The sequence below is a fragment of the Hyphococcus luteus genome (assembly GCF_002943565.1).
GTDB lineage: Bacteria > Pseudomonadota > Alphaproteobacteria > Caulobacterales > Parvularculaceae > Hyphococcus > Hyphococcus luteus.
This window is the reverse complement of the sequence record NZ_PJCH01000015.1, coordinates 687,887-708,912: the sequence shown is the minus strand read 5'-3', so window position 1 is coordinate 708,912 and position 21,026 is coordinate 687,887. Positions and strand designations below refer to the sequence as shown.

The window sequence follows — 21,026 nt, the reverse complement described above, 5'->3', positions numbered from 1 at the left end:
CGGTCCCTGTGCTTGGCGCGTGGGAGATGAAAGCGTGAACCGAAAAAGAGGATGCGTCCCCGTGAAACATTTTTACGCAAATGGCGCCAAACTTGGCTGAAAGCCAGGAAAGACGCCGTTTAAAAGAAAAGAGAAATCGGTTTTGCGCAAAATTGTTTCACGGAAGGCGCGCCAGGCGGCGCCCGGCTTATTCGATCTCGTAGACCAGCGAGACCGACACGGTGACGCTCGATTCGCCGGCCTCCATGGGAACCGATGAGTCGGCGGCCATCTCCATGCGCGCCGAATACATTTTCGGCTGCGGCGCGGCGGCGTATCCTTCCTGAATGGTGATCAGCTTGCCGAGGCGCACGCCCGCGGCGTCGGTCAGGAGGGTCGCTTTCGCTCTGGCGTCGGCGACGGCTTTTTTGCGCGCCTCGTCCATCAGCGGCTTCGGATCGGAAAAGGCGAAAGAAATCCCGCCGAGGCTGTTGGCGCCGGACTGCACCGCCTCGTCGATGACCGCGCCGGCGTTGTCGAGATCGCGCAGGCGCACGGTGACATTGTTCGACGCGGTGAAGCCGATCACTTCCGGGTTCGAGCGGTTCTTGTCGTAATTATAGCGCGGATTGACGGAGAGGCCCGAGGTCTGGATGTCGCGGTTTTCAACGCCGAGTTCTTTCAGCGTGTCGATGGTCGCGGTCATGTCTTCCGAGTTCTGGCGCAAGGCGCCGGCGGCTGTGGGCGCATCGGTGCGAACGCCGATCCGGATCACCGCCATGTCCGGCGCGGCGGACGCCTCGCCTTCGCCATTGACGGTGATGGTGCGGTGCTGGACGGCGGGGTCTGCGGCGACGGCTTGGGGCGCGCTGCACCCGGCGGCGAGAATCGCGGCGGCGATAGCGGCGGGGGCGGCGAATCGGGCGGGGGCGTGGCGCATGAGATTTTTCTCCTTATTGGATGTTTGTGCGGGATGTGAGCGGCTTCCGGTGACGAAATCAAGGCGAAAAGGAGAAGCGCAATAAGGCGCTGCTTCACGAAACCGGCGCCCGGGCGGGCGGGCTTTTACGCCGCGGCGATAGCTGATAATAGGGCGCTTCCCGAAGAGGGGCCTTCCCGCGCTCTTCAAAGGGCCTGTAGCTCAATTGGTTAGAGCTGGCGGCTCATAACCGCTAGGTTGGGGGTTCGAGTCCCTCCGGGCCCACCAGCCTTCGCCGCTTATCGAGCGAAGCGAGATTAGCAAGAAAGCTGTCGCGCCGCAGTTCCGAAGAAACGAAGGCGGACTGATCGCGGCTACGGCTAGGCAAGCCATCCGTTCGATATTCCTGCTTCCAGCTCATCGTATCGCTCGCGGACAATCGCTTCGCGACGTCCTCCGCGGGGGCGGGCTGACCGCCCGGCGGCCGGTCGGCTGCTTGTGCAACCCGGTTCAATCTTTCTTCGTCCGGCTCCGCCATTATGCTACAATTTTATTGCGGCTCGCTTTGGCGTTTCAAACTAAAACTGGCCATGGCTTGCAGGCGCGGCGAATCCATTATTGAGCACAGCCAGCGTCAGGTAAGCGCGTTCTGCGGCGACGCGATAGTCCACGAGCGCCTGTTCGGTCATCATCAGCGTGCGCCGGGTCGTTGTCAGGTCGCTTAAATTGACGGCGCCCATGGCGTAGCCTTTTTTGAGCCGGTCCATGGCGTCGCGCGCCGTGATGACGGAGTTTTCGGCGTTATTGAGATTTTTCGAGGCGAGCCGGGCCGCGCGTTTCGCCTGATCGTAGCGGCGCGCCGCGTCGAGCTCCGCAGCTCTCAGCCTTGCGGCGGCGGCGACGGCCTGGCTGCCGGCCTCCGCTGCGGCGGCGCTGCGGGCGCGCCCGCTGAGCGGAATGGAGACGGTCGCCATGATGCTGGTTTCATTGCCGCCGAACTCATTGGCGACTTGAACGCCGAATGTGGGATCGGGCAACCGGTCGAGCCGCACGCGTTTTGCTTTCGCCTCCATCTGGTCAAGCGCCAGCCGCGCCTCGCGGACCGTCGCGGATTTCGCCATCTCGGTTTCCATCAAGAGCGCGGCGATGCGCGCCTCATCCCAGTCGAGGGCGCCGGGCTTCGCCGGCATGACGAGATCGGGAAACGCCGCGGCGAGATTCGCCTTCGCGTTTTCCGCCTCGATGGTTTTCCGGTCGGCTTCGAGACTTAAAAGACCGGCCTCGGCGCGCAACTGGTCGACGTAAATCCGGCGGCTGGCCCCGAGGTCAACGGCTTTTCCCTCCGCATCGGCGAGCTCGAGCGCATCGTCGGCGAGCCGGCGGGCGGTTTTCGAAGCGTCGACCGCGGCGCGCCAGTCCGTCCATAAGGTGACGAATTCGAGGAGCGCGTCTCTGCGCGCTCTTGCATAGGCGGCGTTGGCCTTTTCGATTTCGAGCGACGCCAGCTTTTTGTCGGCGCTGCGTTTGCCGGGCAGGCGCATCGTGCGGCTGAGCCCGGCGTTCCATTCCGTATATTCGCTTTCGCCGGCGCCGGGATCGTCAACGGTGCGGCGCCCGCCGCTTCCCGAGACAACCACCTCATAATCGCCGACGCGCAAGCGCCGCGCCGTGGCGCGCGCGCGGTCGAGATCGGCTTTCGCCGCCATCACCATCGGCGAGGCGTCGACGGCTTCTGCAATCAGCGGTTCGGGCGGCAGGGCGGCCGCGGGCGCGCCGGCGGCGGCGATCACGCAGGCGGCGGTTATCGTCATCAGTCTACGCATCTGCAAGCCGTCCGAAGTCTTCAACCGGTTCCACCCAATAAGAGATCTGCGGGCGCGGGCAGGCGCCGCGAACCGTCTCTGTAACGTCTTCGACGCGCTCGCGCGGCAGGATGAGAATGAACATCGCCGTGCGCAGGGCGCCGCGGACCTTCTCCACGGCCGAGGCCGAATGCATCGCCGCGCCGCGGCCATGGGCTTCAACCAGCGTGTAGCCCGGCACGGACGGCTCCATAGCGTCGAGCGCATCCGCCAGCACCGCCTCGACTTCTCGTGGACAGACGATTGTCAGCTTGCGTAAGGGCGCATCCATGCAACCTCCTTATGAAATGTTTCGGCGGCGGATTCGGCGCCGAAGCGCCGGTACAGCAGCGGCAAGAGGAACAGCGTGAGAATGGTTGACGTGAAAAGGCCGCCGATGACGACAATGGCGAGCGGGCGCTGGATCTCCGAGCCCGGCCCCGAAGCAAAGAGCAGCGGGACGAGCCCGAAGGTCGCCGTCGCCGCCGTCATCAACACCGGGCGCAGCCGCCGCGCGCCGCCCTGTTTCACTGCTTCGTCGACGCCAAGACCAAGCGTGCGCAGATCGTTGAAATAGGTGACGAGCACAAGACCGTTCAAAACTGCAATGCCAAGGAGCGCGATGAAGCCCACGGAAGCAGGCACGGAAAGATATTGTCCCGACAGGGTCAGCGCGATAATGCCGCCGACAAGCGCGAAGGGAATGTTGAAAAGAATGAGAAACGCCTGACGCAGGGAGCGAAGCGTCGCGAACAGAACCACGAAGATCAGCGCCAGCGACAAGGGCACCATGACCGAAAGCTGCGCCGCGGCGCGCTGCTGGTTCTCGAATTCGCCGCCCCAGGTCAGCCGGTAGCCTGCGGGCAGGCCTCCCATGGCGGCGACGGCGGCCTTGGCGTCCTCGACAAAGCTCACAAGATCGCGGCCCGACACGAAAGCCTGCACGACCGCGTAACGCGACCCGTTTTCCCGGTCGACGGCGGCGAGCCCTTCGGCGCGCTCCACATGCGCCACATCGGAAAGCGGCACGACGCCGCCATCCGGCGTCACCAGCCTTGCATCGGCGAAGCCGTAGACATCCGCGGCCCTGTCCGCATCGGCGCGGATCACAATGGGCGTGCGCCGGCCGGGCTCGATCACTTCGCCGGCTTTGACGCCCTCAAGACGCGCGCGCAGTTCGTCCTGCACGGATAAAACGTCGAGGCCGAAGCGTCCGGCGCGCTCCGGATCGATGTCGATCTGAAGATATTCCGCCACATCGTTCGAGGTGGTGAAGACATCCGCCGCGCCGGGAACGCCGGTGAGCGCGGTTTCGATCTGACCGGCCAGTTCCGCAAGGGTCGCGCCGTCGGGGCCGAATATTTTCACGGCGACGTCGCCGCGCGAGCCGGTGAGCATTTCCGAAACGCGCATTTCAATGGGCTGCGTAAAAGAGGTTTCGATCCCTTGAAAATCGTCCATCACGGCGCGCATTTCACCGACGAGCCATTCCGTGTCCGGTCCGCGCCATTCCGAGCGCGGCGCCAGCTCCAGGAACATGTCGCTTTCATTGAGGCTCATGGGGTCGAGACCGAGTTCGTCGGAGCCGACGCGGGCGATAACGTGTTTGACCTCCGGCACGCGGTCGATCAGCGCGCGTTGAATGCGCATGTCGTCGGCCTGGCTCTGGTCGAGATTGATGGAGGGAAGCGACGCCGCCTGCATGACGACGGCGCCTTCATTCATCGTCGGCATGAAGGTCTTGCCGACGGAAAGGTAGCTGACGACCGCCAGCGCGACGGCGACGCCCGCCGCGACATAGACCGGCCAGGGACGGGCCATCGCAGCGCCGAGGAGGCGTTCATAAGCCGGCGTGATCAAGCGCATGATCGGCGCTTCCTTCGAGTGGGCGGTTTTCAAGAGGAAAGCGGCGAGCACCGGGATCAGGGTGAGGGCCAGAATGAGCGCCGAGCCGAGCGCGAAAATGATAGAGAGCGCGACCGGCGCGAACAGTTTGCCTTCCAGCCCTTGCAGGGTAAGGAGCGGCATGAAGACGAGACAGATGATCAAGGTGCCCGCCGCCGTGGGCGCTGCGACTTCCGCCGCCGCGCGATAAATGACGTGCAGCTTGTTCGCGCGCCCGCCTTCGTTCAGCCGTTCGACGGCGTTTTCGGTGACGACGATGGCGCCGTCGACGATCATGCCGATGGCGATGGCGAGGCCGCCGAGGCTCATGAGGTTCGCCGACATGCCGAAGCCTCGCATCAGCAAAAAGGCGGCGAGGGCCGAAAAGGGCAGGATCAGCGTGACGACGAGCGCCGCGCGCAGATTGTTCAGGAAGAGAAGCAACAAGCCGATCACGAGAACCACGGCGATAATGAGCGCTTCGGTGACGGTGCTGACGGCTTTTTCGATGAGGTCGGAACGGTTGTAAAAGGCTTTGACCTCGACGCCTTCGGGAAAGCCAGCGGCGAGCTCTTCAAGCCTTGCCTCGACGCCGGCGACCACTTTGCGCGCGTCCGCGCCCCGTAACGCAACGACAATGCCTTCAACGGCTTCGCCTTCGCCGTCCTTGGTGACCGAGCCGTAGCGCGTCAGCGAATCGGTTGTGACGCCCGCCACGTCGCCGACGCGCACGACGCCGGTTTGCGCGCGCCGCACCACCAGCGTTTCGATGTCCTTGGCCGTGTCGACGGCGCCGAGGCTGCGCACGACGAGGGTTTCCTCGCCGTCGGCGAGGCGTCCGGCCCCGTCATTGCGATTGTTCTGCTCCAGCGCGGCGCGCAACGCGTCGAGGCTGACGCCGGCGGCGGCCATGGCGGCCTCGTCCGGCGCCACGTTGAAAGTGCGCACGCGCCCGCCGAGCGCGTTCACATCCGCAACGCCGGGCAGGGTGCGAAGGCTCGGCCGGATCACCCAGTCGAGGAGCGAGCGCCGTTCTTCAAGGGAAAGGTCGCCGCCTTCGATGGTGAACATGAAAAGTTCGGAGAGCGCTGTCGAGATCGGCGCAAGGCCGCCCGACACCGTCGACGGCAGATCCGGCAGGACGGCGGCGAGGCGTTCGCTCACCTGCTGGCGCGCCCAGTAGACGTCGGTTCCGTCCTCAAAATCGATGGTGATGTCGGCGATGGCGTATTTCGTCTTGGCCCGCATGATTTTCTGGCGGGGGATGCCGAGAAGCTCCATCTCGAGCGGCCGCACGACGCGCGACTCAACCTCTTCCGGCGTCATGCCGGGCGCCTTCATGATGATCTTGACCTGGGTCGGCGCGATTTCGGGGAAGGCGTCGATGGGAAGGCGCAGCGCCGCCATCGCCCCCGCCGCGGCGAGAAGCGCCGCGAGGCCGAGAATGAACATCCGCTGGGTCAGCGAAAAAGCGATCAGCCGGTCCAGCATGGATTAGACTCCGCTAGCGATGTTTTTGAGTGCGGCCAGGCCGGAGACGGCGACTTTGTCGCCTTGCACGAGAGCGCCGCCGCGGATCAGCGCGTCCTGACGCGAGCGGGAAACCACGTCGACCGGCGTCGTTAGAAACCCTTCCTCCGTTTCGACAAAGACGACGTCGGCGCCGCCAAGTCTCACGATCGCTTTTGACGGGACCAGAAGAGCGCCTTCGCCCGGCGCCGTTTCGAAGGACAGCGTCAGCATGGCGCCGAGCCGCCATGTGCGCACCGGGGGAAGTTCGGCCACGACATTGAGCGAGCGCGTGGCCGGGTCGATTTCAGGATCGACGGAGACGATGCGCCCTTTTGCGGAAATGTTTTCAACGGTTACGGGCGCGCCGGGCTTCAGCGTAGCGCCGTGGCGCTCCGACACTTGCGCGCGCGCCCAGAAAACGTCGCCGGCGAGAATGGAGATGACCGGCGCGCCGGCGTCGATCATTTCGCCCGCGCCGGGGCGAACATGCGTGACGATCCCGGCGGCGGGCGCGGTTAGCACGAACTGGCCGGGCTGGCCGCCGCGCCGGACATATTCGAGTTGCTCCTGCAAGGCTTCATAAGAAAGCTGCGCCGAGATGGCGTCGTGATGGGCTTCGTCGGCTTCCTGTTCCGATCTCAACCCCAGTTTCAAAAGCTCGTCGGCGCGTTCTGCGAGATGCGCCATATGCGCCATGGTGAGGCGGCGGGCCTCAAGCTCGGAAGCGGCGTCCGCGTAAGAGGCGCTGTAGATGACGGCGAGCGGGTCGCCGGCTTTGATATCGCTGCCCGGCGTTTTCAGGGCTTCGACCATGACGCCGTCAAAAGGCGAGGCGGCGGCCTTCAGGGCGCCGTTCGGCGCGATGACCATCGCCGGGGCGCTGACGCCTTCGGACGCCGTCGCGGTTGCGACCGTCGCCGTCTCGACGCCCAGCGCCATGCGCGAAGCGGGCGACATCTCGATTTCGCGTTGCGCGGCGGCGGGCGCATGAGCGGCCCATGCGGCCAGAAGAAAAATTCCCGCCCGAAGGAAGTTTTGCGCCATCATTCCAAGGATTCCCACGATTGCTTCATACCTCGCGGGGATCGTTGTTACGTTGGCTTTGCTGACATTAACCTGACTGTGAATTGCGTTTGCAAGCGGCGTCGAAACACAGCCGCACGCCGGCCCGGTCGGGCATTGCGGTCTGCACTTCGCCGCCATGCGCCTCGGCGATGCGGTCGGCGATGGCGAGACCGAGCCCTGCGCCGCCGCCGGGGGCGCGGTCGGCGCGCACGCCGCGCGCTTTCAACGCATCGAGCGCCTTTGCATCGAGGCCTTCGCCGCCGTCATAGACGCTGACGGTGGGGCCCGGCCCGGCTTCGATGACGATTTCGCCGCCTTCCGGCGTCGCCCGGATCGCATTGACGGCGAGCGTGCGCACCGCTGCGGCGATCGCTTCTTCGAGCCCTGTGACCTGTTGCGGCGCGCCGTTTGACTGAAAGGCGATGGTCTTGCCTTCGGCGACGGCGGCGGGCGCAAGCTCGGCCGCAATCCGGCGGGCGACAGCGTGAAGATCCGCCGGCGGCTGTTTGGCCAGTGATTCCTCGGACTGGCTGCGCGCCAGAAGCAGAAACTGTTCGACCATGTCGCTCATCGCGTTCAATTGCTTGCGCAGCCGCGCCGCATCCTCCTGCGGCAACTTGTCGAGTTCGAGCGCGAGGACGGCCAGCGGGGTTTTCAGCTCATGCGCCGCATCCATCGCAAAGGCTTCCTGCCGGCGCGCATAGGTTTCGAGTTTGGCGGTGAGTTGCGAAACGGCTTTTGCGAACGGTTCGATCTCGGCCGGCAGGGCGTTGCCGCTTGCATCGTAACTTTCCAGCCGTTCCGCTGCGGCGACCACGTCGCGCGTCGCGGCTTTCAGGCGGCGCGTCACATGCCTGATGACCCAGAAGGCGCCCAGCCCGAACAAGAGCAGGAACACGGCGAGCGGAATGAGAACGTGATCGACGATCTCCATCCATGTCGCCGCCGCGGGCGGGGGGTGTTCACTGAAAAAGCCGTATTGATGCCCCACCAAGGCAACAAGAACGCCGGCGCTGACGGCGCCGGCGACGACGAGGCCGACGGCGATCTGTCCGCCGATGGAGCGCGTCATGACGGATCTCCCTTGATGAAATAACCGACGCCTCGGACCGTATGAAGGCTGTTGTCGGCGCCGGCTTCGGCCAGCCGCCGGCGCAGGCGCGACGCGAGCGCCTCCAAGGCGTTCGGCGTCACCGCGTCCTCCAGTCCGTAAAGCACGGCTTCAATGGACTCGCGCGGCACGACCTTGCCGGCGCGGCGCATCAGGAGTTCGAGAAAATCCGTTTCCTTGCGGCCCAACGCGATGGGCCGGTCTTCATATTTCACTTCGCGGCTGACCGGATCGAAGGTCAGGGCGCCGGCGCTTAAAATCACCGGGTCGCGCGATCCGGGCCGGCGCAGCAAGGCGCGCAGCCGGGCGGCGATCTCGTCGATTTCGGCCGGTTTGACAAGATAGTCGTCGGCCCCGGAATCAAGGCCGAGAATGCGCTCCGGCAGGGCGCCGCGCGCTGAAAGGATCAAAACCGGCGGGCGGTCGTCGCGCAGGCTGTTCAGCCAGTCGACGCCGTCGCCGTCGGGCAGGCCGAGATCGAGAATGATCGCGTCATAGGCATTGTCGGAAAGACGCAAGGCGGCGGCTTTCAGAGTCGGAGCGTGCTCGGAAGCGATGGAACGCTTGTCCAGGCCTTCGGCGAGCAGGGACGCGAAATCGGCGTTGTCTTCAATCAGTAGAACGCGCATAGCGGCCTGAGCTTATTCTTATTGCAGCAGCTTTGTCAGGTTTTCCTGACTATTCGCTGACAGATTGCGGCGCCATCGCAGCAGCTTTGCGGGCTAAGGTTCTTATGATGACGATAACTCAATTATGATGCCTGTTTTGTTGGCTGATTTGGCGCCCCAGAGTATTAGCCGCAACAGGTTGCAGCTTGGCAAGAGTATATTTTCATTCGCTTAATCGGAAGACATATTCCCATCCCGCCGGACCCCGTCATCATATCGCTCGCGGACAATCGCGTCGCGATGTCGCCGGTGTTGAACCATCCGCCCGCGTCGGCGGCGTCCCCAACTGAACTTGAAATAGCGTCTAAGAGAAGGGGCTGAGTGAATAGAGTTCCAGTGTTTGACGATTGCCGCTAAACATGAATTTAGTACGCCAAAATCGCACATTCGAACCAGGGAAGCTCCTATGACTAACGCGCCTCAACCAACAACCGAAGAGATGAAGCGGGTCTTTGATCTGCAAAAGGAGAACCAGTGGAATGTCAAAGCATCGACCGCCGGGGAGCGCAAGGCGAAACTCACGAAACTGAAATCCGCTGTGGAAGCGCACGCCGACGATATCGTCGCCGCCGTGCAAACCGATACGCGCAAGCCGGAAGCCGAAATTCGCGTGACCGAAGTCGGCGGCGTGATGGGCAACATCCAGCTCAATATCGACAACCTCGATGAGTGGATGCAGCCGACCATGGTTCAGCCATCGTCCAATCCGGAAGACAAGGCGAAGATCGTTTATGAAGCGCGCGGCGTGTGTCTGATTTTGGGGCCATGGAATTTCCCCTTGGGACTGACCTTCGGCCCGCTCGCCGCGGCGGTCGCCGCCGGCAATTGCTGCATGGTGAAGCTGACCGATCTCTGCCCCGCAACGGCCGCGGTGGCGGGAAAGATCATCCGCGAGGTTTTTGACGAAAAGGAAGTGGCGCTGTTCGAAGGCGAGGTCTCGGTCGCGGAAGCGCTTCTTGAGCTGCCCTTCAACCATATTTTCTTCACCGGCTCGCCGCGTGTCGGGAAGATCGTCATGGCGGCCGCCGCCAAACATCTCTCGAGCGTGACGCTGGAGCTCGGCGGAAAGTCGCCGGTGATTGTCGATGAAAACGCCGATATCGACAAGGTGGCGGCGGACCTCGCGCAGGCCAAACAGTTCAATGGCGGCCAGGCCTGTATCTGCCCCGACTATGTCTTCGTCAAAGAGGGCCAGAAAGACGCTCTGGCCCAAGGTTTTGCGGCGCGTGTTAAAGAAAATCTTTATACGGACGGAAAGATCAAGAAGGAAAACATCGCCCAGATCGTCAACAAAAAGAACTTCGAGCGCGTCAAGGGCATGTTTGACGACGCGGTGGCCAAAGGGGCGAGCGTCGCTGCGGGCGGCGTGTTGGAAGAGGCGGACCTGACCGTCCATCCGACGATGCTGACGGACGTCACGCCTCAAATGAAAATCATGCAGGAAGAGATTTTCGCGCCCGTGATCCCCGTGATGACCTATGACTCCATCGATGAGGTGATCGGTTATATCGAGGCGCGCGACAAACCGCTGGCGCTTTATATCTACAGCAAGGATCAGGGGACGGTGGACAAGGTGCTCGCTCGTACCTCGTCCGGCGGCGTCACCGTCAACGGCGTGTTCTCTCACTACCTGGAAAACCGCTTGCCCTTTGGCGGCGTGAACCAGAGCGGCATTGGCAATTATCACGGGTTTTTCGGGTTCAAGACCTTTTCGCACGAACGCTCCGTCTACATGCATTCGGCGTAACGGCCTGTCCGGCGTCGTCTTGTTTCGGCGCGATGCGCGGTGAAACAGGGCGGGCGCCGGCCCTTTTGCGCGCGATGCGAGATTAAGAAAGCGTCCTAAAGCCTGCAGGGAAAGAGGGCTTTGCAGGACGCTTTTTTTCTTTCGGGTCCGCCCTTGCGGCAAAGCCCGCAGTTTTTTTCAAAGGACAGGATGGGCGCATGAAAGCGCCCGGAACCGCCGGATTGCTAAGGGCCTGTCCGCCCTCCAGCCCCGACAAATATGAGAATTATTCTCAATATGCGGCGCCGACAGTATTGAAATTGAGAATTATTCGCAATATGCAGGCCCCGTAAGGGAAACCAGGCGGGGTCCCGGGCGGAGAACGGCAGGGCATGAAAGCGTCGCAAAGGGCCTTCTGGCTCAGGCAATTGCATCAATGGCACTGGATCAGCGCCGCGCTGAGCCTTGTGGGCATGCTCGTCTTCGCCGTGACCGGCGTCACCTTGAACCATGCCGCCGACATCCCCGCGACGCCGCAGGTGACGACGCTCGAGGGCGAGGTTCCGCAAACGCTGCTTGCGACCCTGCCTGAAGCCGGCGGCGAGACCCTTCCGTTGCCGGATGATTTGCGCGCCTGGCTCGGAACGGAAATGGATCTCGAAGTCGGCCCGCGTCCGGCGGAATGGTCGGCGGATGAAATCTATCTCGCTTTGCCGCGTCCCGGCGGCGACGCCTGGCTCAGCATCGATCTTGTCACCGGCGGCGTTCTTTATGAAGCGACCTTTCGCGGATGGGTTTCCTATTTCAACGACCTTCACAAGGGCCGCGACACCGGAACCGCCTGGCGCTGGTTCATCGACATCTTTGCCGGCGCCTGCGTCATCTTCTGCGTGACGGGACTCATTCTCCTGCAGTTTCACGCCGCGCGCCGCCCATCCACATGGCCGATGGTGGGCTTCGGTTTCATCGCGCCGTTGCTGCTTGTCATCTTGTTCATTCACTAAAGAGGGTTTTATGAAACTGTTTCTTCCCGCTACGGCCGCAGCCGCGCTGATCGCGCCGGCCGCCGCTGCGGACATGACCGTCGGCGTCGACATTCCGCGCCTCGACGTCGCCGAATATCACCGGCCTTATGTGGCCATGTGGCTGCAGACGCCGGACGGCAAGCCGGCCGCCAATCTCGCCGTCTGGTACGACGTCGAGATGCGCAATGACGAAGGCGAGGACTGGCTGAAGGATCTGCGCCAGTGGTGGCGGCGCATCGGGCGCAGCACCGACATGCCGGTCGACGGCGTCAGCGGGCCGACGCGCGCGCCGGGCGCCCATGAAGTGACATTCGACGAAAAACTCAATGACCTCGCGCCGGGCGAATACGAATTCATGATCGAGGCCGTGCGCGAAGTCGGAGGCCGCGAACTCCTGCATGGGGCCGTGCAATGGCCGCCGAAAGAAGAAACCACCATCCGTCTCGAAGGCGGGCGCGAACTCGGCCCCGTCATCCTTACGCTCAAACCCTAGAATCCTTGGGAGAAAGACATGACTTTGAAAAAATGGACCGCGCTGGCGCTCGCCTTGCTCATTCCCACCTCAGCCATGGCGCACCGCACCTGGTTTTTGCCGTCTTCCACCGTTTTGTCGGGGGATGATGTCTGGGTGACCGTCGATGCGGCGGCGGCCAATGAAGTCTTTTATTTCGATCACCGACCGCTTCGCCTCGAGGATCTCGTGATCGCCGCTCCGGACGGCTCTTCCGTCGAGCCTCAGAATATGGCCGAAGGCCGTCTCAGAAATTCGTTCGACCTCAATCTCAAGCAGCAGGGCACCTATCGCGTTTCGCTCGTCAGCGACGGCGTCTTTGCGTTCTACAAGGTGAACGGCGAACAAAAGCGCTGGCGCGGCCAGGCGTCGGAAATCGAAACGGCCATCCCGAAAGACGCCGAGGATGTGCGCATCAGCGAGAGCGCGCGCCGCGTCGACACCTTCGTCACGGTCGGCGCGCCGACCGATGAAACGGTGAAAACCTCCGGCAAGGGCCTCGAGATCGAATATGGGGTTCATCCGAACGATCTCTTTGCCGGAGAAACCGCATCCTTCCGTCTACTGATGAATGGCAAACCCGCAAAAGGCGTTGTAGTGTCCGTCATTCGCGATGGCATCCGCTACCGCAATGCGCTGAATGAGATGAAAGTCACGACCGGCGATGACGGAAGCTTCGACGTGACCTGGCCGGAAGCAGGCATGTATTGGCTCAATGCGACGATGGAGAGCAAGGAGACAAGCGTGCCGCGCTCCTCCGGCTCGCGCGCGGGCTACACCGCGACGCTGGAAGTCTTGCCGCAGTAAAACGGGGTGGAAATTGGAAAGCATGTCAGCAAGGCGCGCGGCGATTCCGCATTTGTCGGCGCCGCCGCGCGCGCTTCCTCAAGGGAGCGTCAGGCGGTGCGCCGGCGAAACCATGGGAACCACATGGAGCGTGCGCTTTGTTGCGCCGGAGTCCGTGGACGCCGGCGCGGTGTGCGAAGCGGTGCAGCACAGTCTCGACCGCGTCGTCGCCGAGATGAGCCCGTGGGAGCGCTATAGCGACATCGCGCGCTTTAATGCGGCGCCGGCCGCAAGCTGGGTCGAGATCCCCGATGCGTTCATGCGCGTGGCGAAGGCAGCCGCCGCCGTCGCAAAGGAGACCGGCGGCGCTTACGATCCCGCGAGCGGCGCGCTTGTGGATTTGTGGGGGTTCGGCCCCGCCGAAAGGCGCGCCGCGCCGCCTTCCGGACGGGACATCGACGCGGCGCTCGGCCGGTGCGGGCGGGCGCTGGACACCGACGAAGAGGCGGGCCGGCTTTTTCAGCCGGGCGGCGTGAAGCTCGACCTTTGCTCCATCGCCAAAGGCTTCGGCGTCGACGAGGCGGGCGACGCGCTCGACGCGCTCGGGATCGCCTCCTGGCTTGTGGAAGTCGGCGGCGAGCTCAAAGGACGGGGCGTCAAACCTAATGGCGAGCCGTGGTGGGCGGCGCTTGACGCTGACGCGGCGGTGGAGGATGCGGGATTTGTCATCGCGCTTTACGATCTCGCCGTTGCGACGTCGGGGAGCGGCGTCAATTTTTTCGATCATGGCGGCCGGCGCTATTCGCATCTTCTCGACCCGCGCACGGGCTATTCGGCTGAGAGCGGGCTTTCGGCCGTGACCGTCATTCATGACAGCGCGATGATGGCCGACGCTTATGCGACGGCGATTTTCGTCATGGGGCCGCTGGACGGGTTTGCTTTTGCGGAAAAACAGGGGCTCGCCGTGCGGCTTGCCGGCGCCGGCGCGGGGGACGAGCGCCTCACTGGCGCGCTCGCCGCCATGCTGGACTGACCGGGGCGCGCATGGCGGCTGTAAGCATATTCATCGCGGGCGTTCTCGCCCTCCTGTGGTTCGCAGGCGGATTGGCGGGGCATGGGGTTGCGCCTTTATGGTTGAAGGCCGCCGAGGCGGGTCTTGTCGCCGCTTTGTATCTTCTCTTTATACGGATCACGGCGCGCCGGAAATCGGCAAGCGAGACGGGCGGCGCGGAAAACGCAGACGAAATCCTCGTCGCTTATGCGACCCAGACCGGCGTCGCCGAAGAACTGGCGCGCCACACCGTGAAAGCGCTTGCCGACGGCGGACAGGCGGCGCGCCTTGCGGATGTCGCGGCGCTCGATCTTGCGCAGCTTCAAAAGGCGCGCATGGCGCTTTTCATTGCGAGCACCACGGGCGAGGGCGACGCGCCCGATGCGGCGGGCGGTTTCGAGGCCCGCATGATGGCGGCGCCCGCCGCGCTGTCCGGTCTTCGCTACGCCGTTCTCGCGCTTGGCGACAGCAGCTACGCCGATTTCTGCGGTTTCGGGCGGCGTCTTGACGCCTGGCTCGAGGCGAGCGGCGCGGCGGCGCTGTTCGTCCGCACCGATGTGGACCGCGGCGATGAAGCGGCTATCGCGGAATGGTTTGCAAAGCTTGCAACCCTCGGCGCGGCGTCAGGCGCGGATGCGCCCGCCTTCGAGACATGGCGCCTCGCCGCGCGCCGCCGGCTCAATCCCGGCAGCGACAATGCGCCTGTCTTTCATATGTGCCTTGAACCGACGGCCGCGCTTCCCGATTGGCGCGCCGGGGACATTGCGGTCGTCAGGCCGCGCAACGAGACGCGCGCCGTCGACGACTTGCTTCTCGCCTTGAAGCTCGATGGCGGCGCGCCGGTGACGCTGCGCGGTGAAAAGATGACGCTGAAAGACGCGCTCCGGCAACGGACGCTGCCGGAGCCGGGTATGCGCGCAAAGCTTGCGGGCGCCGGCGCGCAAGGGGCGGTCGATGGCCTGCAGCCGCTTGCGCCGCGCGAATATTCGCTGGCGTCCCTGCCGGCGGATGGAAAAGCCGAGCTCGTCATTCGTCAGTTGCGTTATCCGGACGGGCGTCTCGGCGTCGGCTCCGGCTGGCTGACGGAGCATGCGGCGGAAGGCGCGGAGATCGAGATGCGCCTGCGCGCCAATCCGTCTTTCCGCGGTCCCGAAAAAGACCGGCCGATGATCCTTATCGGCGCCGGATCGGGCGTCGCGGGCTTGCGCGCTCACATGAAAGAACGCGCGGCTGCGGGGCGGGGCCGCAACTGGCTGATTTTCGGCGAACGCGACCCTGAAAAGGATTATCTTTTCAAAGACGAGATCGAAAGCTGGCGGGCGTCAGCGGCGCTGGCGCGTCTTGATTTGTGTTTCCTCGAAGACGGCGTCCAGAGGCTGGCCCAGGATGTCTTGCGGGAAGAAGACTCCCAACTGCATCAATGGCTGAAGGACGGCGCGGCGATCTATGTGAGCGGCAGCCGCAAGGGGCTGGGCGACGGCGTCGATGCGGCGCTGAAAGAAGTCATCGGCGAGGCGGCGCTGTCGCGCCTCATTGCAGACAACCGCTATAGAAGAGACGTCTACTGATCGCCCGGCTCAGCGTTCCGTGAACGCCCGGTCGAGGGAGCGCGAGACCGGCTTTAACGCATATTGCATGAGCGTGCGCGTCTGGGTCACGATTTCGGCCCGGACCTGCATGCCCGCCGTCAGCGCCCGGGCGTTATGGCCCTTGCCGATCATTTGTTCTTCAAGCTCGACATAGGCGATGTAATAGGCGTCGCCCGTGCGTTCGTCGGTGAAGCTGTCGGCTGAAATGTGCGACACCGTGCCGGATATCTTGCCATAGCGGTTCGGATCGAAGGTCGTGATCGTCACGTCGGTTTTCTGTCCCGGGGCCACATGGCCGATGTCTTTCGGCGCGACGCGCACTTCGGCGAAGAGCTTGGCGCCGGTGGGCGTGATCTCGGCGACGACGCCGCCGGGGCGGACAACGTCGCCATGACCGTTCACCAACACCGCATTGACGACGCCGGCAACGGGCGAGCGCACGGTCAGCCGGTCGGAACGGTCCTGCAGCGCATTGAAGGGCTGTTCAAGCTCGGCGAGTTCGCCGAGTACGCCGGCGCGTTCTTCGGCGATCTTAGACTTGTAGTCCGCTTCCGCGCCGGCGCGGTCGGCGCTCGCGGCTTCCAGCGCGTCGCGCGCCTGGCCGAGGCGGGATTTGGCGACGGCGGCGTTCGCTTCGGCGGTGGCGACCGCCGATTTCGCCTGAAGGTAGGATTGTCTCGATGTAAAGCCTTCGTCGATGAGCTGCTCTTGAATGGAGAGTTGTTCGCGGGCGAATTCGAGAATGTCATTTTCCGATCTGAGCTGCGCTTCGGCTTTGACGACTTCCGCTTTCGCCGAGGTTTCGCGCGAAACCAGCGTCGCCATCTCGGCTTCCCGCTTAGCGACGGCGGCGTTGTAGACCGATTGCTGTTCCGTCACGAGGCCGGGCCAGGCGTCCTGCCAGGCTGTGAAATCCGGCGCGCGCCCGGCGGCTTGCGCGTCCATGCGTTCGGCGCGGATGTCGAGGCTGGCGCGCCGGGCCGAAAGCCGTTCGACCTCGCCGCCGGCGCCTTCCGCCGTCAGGCGGGCGAGGGGCTGGTTTTCAGCGACGACGTCGCCCGGCTTTACCAGCAATTCGTCGATAATGCCGCCTTCGAGATGCGCCGCTTCGCGGGTCGAACCGTAAGGCGCGATTTCGCCGACAGCGACCGACAGCTCGCGGATATGGGCGATGTTCGCCCAGACGAGAAGCAGGATCACAAGACCGCTGAGGATCGCCATCGCCGTCTTGGCGAGATGCGGCGGCGCGCCTTCCTCAAGCTCGATGGGCAGCGCCAGGCCGTGGCGCTCGCCGACGGTCTCATGCGGGGTTTGGACATTCAATTTTGTGTTCGACATGGGTCCTTCTCCGGCGTCAGGCGGCGAGCACTTTCGGCACGATCGCATCGGGCGGGCCGATATCGCGGACAAAGCCGCGATCCATCCACACGACAAAATCGGCAAGCCGCATATGGCTCGGACGCTGGGTCGTCATGATGATTGAACTGGTTTTCCGTCTTTCCTCGAGGATGGAAAGCAGCGCTTTCTCCCCTTCGCTGTCGAGCGTCGCGCCGGGTTCGTCGAGAAGGTAGATCGGCGCGTCCTTGATGAAGGCGCGGGCGAGGTTGATGCGCGAAAGCAGCGCGTTGGGCCAGCGCGCGCGCGCCTGGGACGTGCACATCGTGTCGAGCCCCTGATCGAGCGCGCCGCCATAATAGCGGTCGATGCCGAGCCGTTCGGCGATCTGTTCGATGTCGGCGTCGGAGGCGTCGGGACTCGCAAGGCGGATGTTCTGCGCGACCGTTCCGTAAAACAGGTCGAGCGAGGGCATGGCGACGCCGATCGCCTGGCGCCATTCGCCCTTGTCGAGCTGGCGCAGATCGAGGCCGTCGATGAAGATCGAGCCGGCTTGCTGCTGATGCAGGCCCAACAGGACGCGCAGCATCGTCGAGGCGCCGGAGCCGCTCTGGCCGTAAATGCACATGAGATTGCCGGGGCGCACGTCGAAGGAGACGCCGCGCAAGGAAGGCTCGCGCTGGCCCGGATAACGGAAGGTCACCTTGTCGGCCATGATGTGGCCTTTGAAACTGCGCGGGATGGACGGGCTTGCATTCGGTTCGCGCTCCAGCGGCATGCGCGTCAGCCGGTTCACCTGCTGCAGGCTTTGAATGGTTTGCCCCAGCGTCAAGCCGGTGAGGAAGAGATTGCGGATCGGTCCGAGCACGCGCCAGGAAAGCGCCATCACGGCAATCAGCGCGCCGCCGGTGAGATCGCCCGCGATCACCCTTTCGACGCCGAAGGTCAAAACCGCGACGCCGACGGTCGCCACCATGGCCTGGGAAAAAGTTTGCAGCCCGAAATTAAGCCGCCGCGCCTTCATATGCGCCATGGCGGTTTCGGCGGAAAGCTTGCGGTGGCGGCGCAGCCAGACATGTTCGGCGGCGAGGTCGCTGATCGCCTGCTGCGAGGAGACGGCCTCGACGGTCAGATTATTGAGATGCGAACGCGCTTCCCCGGCCTTGCGAATGAGACGGTTGTTTTTCGGGATCGCCCAGGCGGCGGCGAGGGCGTAAACCGCGATGAGCGTGATCGGCGCCCAGACAAGCGGTCCGCCGATCAGCGCGATGACGAGAATGAAGAGCGCCACATAAGGCAGATCGAACAGCGCGCCGGCGAGCGGGCCGGTGAAGACTTCATGCAGCGACGTCATCTGCCTGAGGCGCGTCAGCTGCGCGCCGATGGGCGCGTCTTCCGTATGCGACAGGGACAGATGCAGAAGATGGCGGAATGCGGTTTCGTTAAGCTGTTCGTCGAGCCGCGCGCCGAGATAGGCCTGAAGGCGCACGCGCACCTGGCGCAGGGCGAAATCCGCGGCGACGATGAAAGTGATGCCGATGGCGAGACCGGCGAGCACGTCGAAGGAATGCGTGGCGATCGCCTTGTCGTAAACCGACATGACGAAAATCGGCGGCGCCAGCGCCAGGACATTGACGGCGAAGCTGATGACGAAAATATGCCGTATAAGCGGCCGGAAGACGCGCAGGATTTCCGATGTCCAGGAAGGCGGATTCGGCGCGTTCTGAGTTTCCGTCTTTTCGATCTTTTCGGGAAACACAGCGAGGCCGTCGATCTCTTCCGGCTTCATCTTTGTGCTGGCCCGGGTCGTCGGGTCGTAGATGACGATATCGCCGTCGCGGGTGCGCTGCTCGGCGAGTTTGACGGCGCCGCTCTCCTCCCGGATGAAACAGGGAAGATATTCGGGGCGCAGATTTTGCGCCGCCGCCGGCTCCGATTTCGACGTAAAGCCGAGGCGGAAAAGAACGGCGCGGAAAGCCGCGACGGTTTCGACCGCATCCATATGGGGCATCGCTTCGAAGACCCGGCGCCGGCCCTGCGCCCAGTCGGTGAGGGCGAGAAAGCGCTCGAGGGCGGCGATGCAGTCGTCATTCGCGGTCGTCTTGCGGCTCGCGCCGGTGGAGAAAGCCGCGCGCAAACGGTTCTGCAGCCGGTGCACCGGGGGGCTTGGCGCGGCGCCGTCTTCGGCGGTTTCGGGCGCGGGCGGAGAGGTCTGAATCTCGGTCATGACGCCGCCTTGCCGATTTCGGGTTGAGCCGGCTCGACCGACGCAGGCGCCAGCTTGCCGTCGCGGATTTCATAGACCTTGTCGGCGAGACGCAGGAGCGACGGACGGTGCGTGGACATGACGATCGTCGTCTTGCCGCGCAGTTTTTCCAGCGCTTCGACAAAGCGCTGTTCGCCGGAGAAATCGAGCGACGCGTTCGCATCGTCGAGCACCAGCACGGAAGGGCGCATGGCGATCGCCCGGGCGAGCGCGATGCGCTGGGCCGTGGGCGTCGGCAGATCGCGGCCGGTCGAACTTTTCAGAAGCGTGTCATAGCCGAGCGGCATGCGCACAACTTCGTCGTCGAGACCGACGAGCTTTGAGGCCGAAAGCGCTACATGCGTCGGGGTTTCGCCGAAAAGCGTAATGTTGTCGAGAATGGACCCCCGGAAAAGCGACGGATGCTGTCCGACATAGCGTATCGCTCGACGCGACAGCGTCGTGGAGTCGATATTGGTGACTTCATCGCCGATGACGATCTCGCCGCCGGCGATTGGGGCGTCGTGAATCAGCGCGCGCAGCAGGGACGAACGGCCGCTGCCGTCGTCGCCTTTGATGGCGATAAAGGCGCCGGCGTCGATTTCGAGATTGAGGTTCTCGAAAAGCGGCGGCGCGTCGCCATGGCGGATGGTGAGATCTTTAAATGCAACTTTCTGCGGCGTGAAACGGTTCGGATATCGCGTCGGCGGCAGATTGCGCGCTTCGCATTCCTGAAAAATGGCGGCGATCCGGTCGCGCCGGTGTTGGGCCAGCTTGACTTCGTTCCAGCTCGCCAGCGAACGCATCAAAGGCTGCAGCAATTGCGAAGACAAAAGCATGCAGCAGGCCAGCGCCCCGAGGGTCAGCCGGCCGTTCAGCACCAGGAGCGCGCCGACGCTGACAATGGTGACGGTGGAAAGCGCGGCGTAGGCGCTGTTATAAGTGCGCGCCATGCCGGCCAGTTTGATCATTCTCTTGGTGACGACGCTCGCCGCCGACTGCAGCCGTTCGAAACGGCGCATCATCAACGGCTCCATGGCGTTCGATTTGACGGTCTGAATGGCCCCCAGCACCTCAATCACGAAATCCTGTTTGCGCGCGTCGAAGGCTTCGCGCTCATTGATGGTCTCGTTGAGAGACTTCGTTCCGTCATAGGCGAGAAAGCCGAAGAGAACGAAAAGCGCGACGACGCTGGAGAAGATGACGCCGCCGATGGCGATGATGACGAGTGAAAACACCGGAATGAACGCAATGTCGACCATGACCGTGCGCGACTGGGCGCTTAAGTGATTGCCGAGGCCGGTGACTGCGTTCAAGCGCTCTAGATGTTCGCTGGCGGTGGTCTTGTTGAAGGACGAAGGCTTTGTCGCCAGCATCGAGGTCAGCGCGCGCACGGAAAGCTTGTGCGTAAAGGACGCTGCGGTCCAGTTGACCACAGTCGAGCGGAAATATTTCAACAGCCCGTCAATGACGATGGCGGCGAGGAGCATGAGCACAAGCGCCGTCAGCGTTTCGTAGGCGGCGTTCGGAAGCACGCGGTCATAGACCTGCAAAATGGTGAGGGGCAGGGCGAGCGCGAGAATATTGATCACAGCCGACGCCACATACGCCGCCATGCCTAAAGGCGGTTCCGGAAGGTCGTTCTCCTTCCCGCCGCTGTTTTGAAAAAACTCGGCCGCGAATTCACGCACTCTCGATAACATCAAACGAACTTCTTTGACGCCTGAACTTTCCAATTTTTCTTTATGGTTAAAACCTTTAGGAATAATAAGCGCTAAA

Annotated in this window: 16 protein-coding genes and 1 tRNA gene; 7 read left to right on the top strand and 10 right to left on the bottom strand. The window is 63.5% G+C overall.

The features are described 5' to 3' along the window. Positions 1-187 precede the first annotated feature (187 nt). Complete coding sequence (locus tag CW354_RS19300; protein ID WP_104831689.1) at positions 188-919, bottom strand: SIMPL domain-containing protein; 732 nt, start codon at positions 917-919, stop codon at positions 188-190. Between the two features lie 190 nt (positions 920-1,109). On the opposite strand from CW354_RS19300, the gene CW354_RS19295 reads away from it, so the two are divergent. Beyond that, a tRNA-Ile gene (locus CW354_RS19295) sits at positions 1,110-1,186 on the top strand. Positions 1,187-1,476: 290 nt separating this feature from the next. Here the strand turns inward: CW354_RS19295 and CW354_RS19285 are convergent. From CW354_RS19285 to CW354_RS19260, 6 genes are all read right to left on the bottom strand, one after another. Beyond that, positions 1,477-2,721, bottom strand: coding sequence for a TolC family protein (locus tag CW354_RS19285; protein ID WP_104831687.1), 1,245 nt, complete (start codon positions 2,719-2,721; stop codon positions 1,477-1,479). After that, entirely contained in the window at positions 2,714-3,031 is a 318-nt protein-coding gene (locus CW354_RS19280) for a DUF3240 family protein (RefSeq protein WP_104831686.1), read from the bottom strand. Before CW354_RS19280 ends, CW354_RS19285 begins: the two co-directional genes overlap by 8 nt. Beyond that, complete coding sequence (locus CW354_RS19275; RefSeq protein WP_104831685.1) at positions 3,007-6,114, bottom strand: efflux RND transporter permease subunit; 3,108 nt, start codon at positions 6,112-6,114, stop codon at positions 3,007-3,009. Before CW354_RS19275 ends, CW354_RS19280 begins: the two co-directional genes overlap by 25 nt. A gap of 3 nt (positions 6,115-6,117) precedes the next feature. Then, the gene (locus CW354_RS19270) at positions 6,118-7,182 is read right to left on the bottom strand and encodes an efflux RND transporter periplasmic adaptor subunit (RefSeq protein ID WP_165793841.1); all 1,065 of its coding nucleotides are present in this window, start codon (positions 7,180-7,182) and stop codon (positions 6,118-6,120) included. A 64-nt stretch (positions 7,183-7,246) separates the two neighbouring features. After that, positions 7,247-8,272: a sensor histidine kinase gene (locus CW354_RS19265; protein WP_104831683.1), complete on the bottom strand. Its 1,026-nt coding sequence runs from the start codon at positions 8,270-8,272 to the stop codon at positions 7,247-7,249. Beyond that, a complete protein-coding gene (locus CW354_RS19260) occupies positions 8,269-8,940 on the bottom strand; it encodes a response regulator transcription factor (RefSeq protein ID WP_104831682.1) in 672 nt (223 codons plus the stop codon). Before CW354_RS19260 ends, CW354_RS19265 begins: the two co-directional genes overlap by 4 nt. A gap of 445 nt (positions 8,941-9,385) precedes the next feature. On the opposite strand from CW354_RS19260, the gene CW354_RS19255 reads away from it, so the two are divergent. From CW354_RS19255 to CW354_RS19230, 6 genes are all read left to right on the top strand, one after another. Then, entirely contained in the window at positions 9,386-10,726 is a 1,341-nt protein-coding gene (locus CW354_RS19255; protein WP_104831681.1) for an aldehyde dehydrogenase family protein, read from the top strand. Between the two features lie 371 nt (positions 10,727-11,097). Continuing rightward, complete coding sequence (locus tag CW354_RS19250; RefSeq protein WP_104831680.1) at positions 11,098-11,709, top strand: PepSY-associated TM helix domain-containing protein; 612 nt, start codon at positions 11,098-11,100, stop codon at positions 11,707-11,709. 10 nt (positions 11,710-11,719) lie between these two features. Then, entirely contained in the window at positions 11,720-12,223 is a 504-nt protein-coding gene (locus tag CW354_RS19245; protein ID WP_104831679.1) for a DUF2271 domain-containing protein, read from the top strand. Between the two features lie 18 nt (positions 12,224-12,241). After that, positions 12,242-13,048, top strand: coding sequence for a DUF4198 domain-containing protein (locus CW354_RS19240; RefSeq protein ID WP_104831678.1), 807 nt, complete (start codon positions 12,242-12,244; stop codon positions 13,046-13,048). Positions 13,049-13,160: 112 nt separating this feature from the next. Continuing rightward, the gene (locus CW354_RS19235; RefSeq protein ID WP_207764924.1) at positions 13,161-14,060 is read left to right on the top strand and encodes an FAD:protein FMN transferase; all 900 of its coding nucleotides are present in this window, start codon (positions 13,161-13,163) and stop codon (positions 14,058-14,060) included. An 11-nt stretch (positions 14,061-14,071) separates the two neighbouring features. Next, the gene (locus CW354_RS19230) at positions 14,072-15,646 is read left to right on the top strand and encodes a flavodoxin domain-containing protein (RefSeq protein WP_104831677.1); all 1,575 of its coding nucleotides are present in this window, start codon (positions 14,072-14,074) and stop codon (positions 15,644-15,646) included. A gap of 9 nt (positions 15,647-15,655) precedes the next feature. Here the strand turns inward: CW354_RS19230 and CW354_RS19225 are convergent, their stop codons facing one another. From CW354_RS19225 to CW354_RS19215, 3 genes are read right to left on the bottom strand one after another with little or no spacing between them, the layout of a single operon-like run. After that, positions 15,656-17,005, bottom strand: coding sequence for an HlyD family type I secretion periplasmic adaptor subunit (locus tag CW354_RS19225; protein ID WP_165793840.1), 1,350 nt, complete (start codon positions 17,003-17,005; stop codon positions 15,656-15,658). A gap of 16 nt (positions 17,006-17,021) precedes the next feature. Then, the gene (locus CW354_RS19220; protein WP_104831675.1) at positions 17,022-19,229 is read right to left on the bottom strand and encodes a peptidase domain-containing ABC transporter; all 2,208 of its coding nucleotides are present in this window, start codon (positions 19,227-19,229) and stop codon (positions 17,022-17,024) included. After that, entirely contained in the window at positions 19,226-20,950 is a 1,725-nt protein-coding gene (locus CW354_RS19215; RefSeq protein WP_243396490.1) for an ABC transporter transmembrane domain-containing protein, read from the bottom strand. Before CW354_RS19215 ends, CW354_RS19220 begins: the two co-directional genes overlap by 4 nt. Positions 20,951-21,026: the final 76 nt, after the last annotated feature.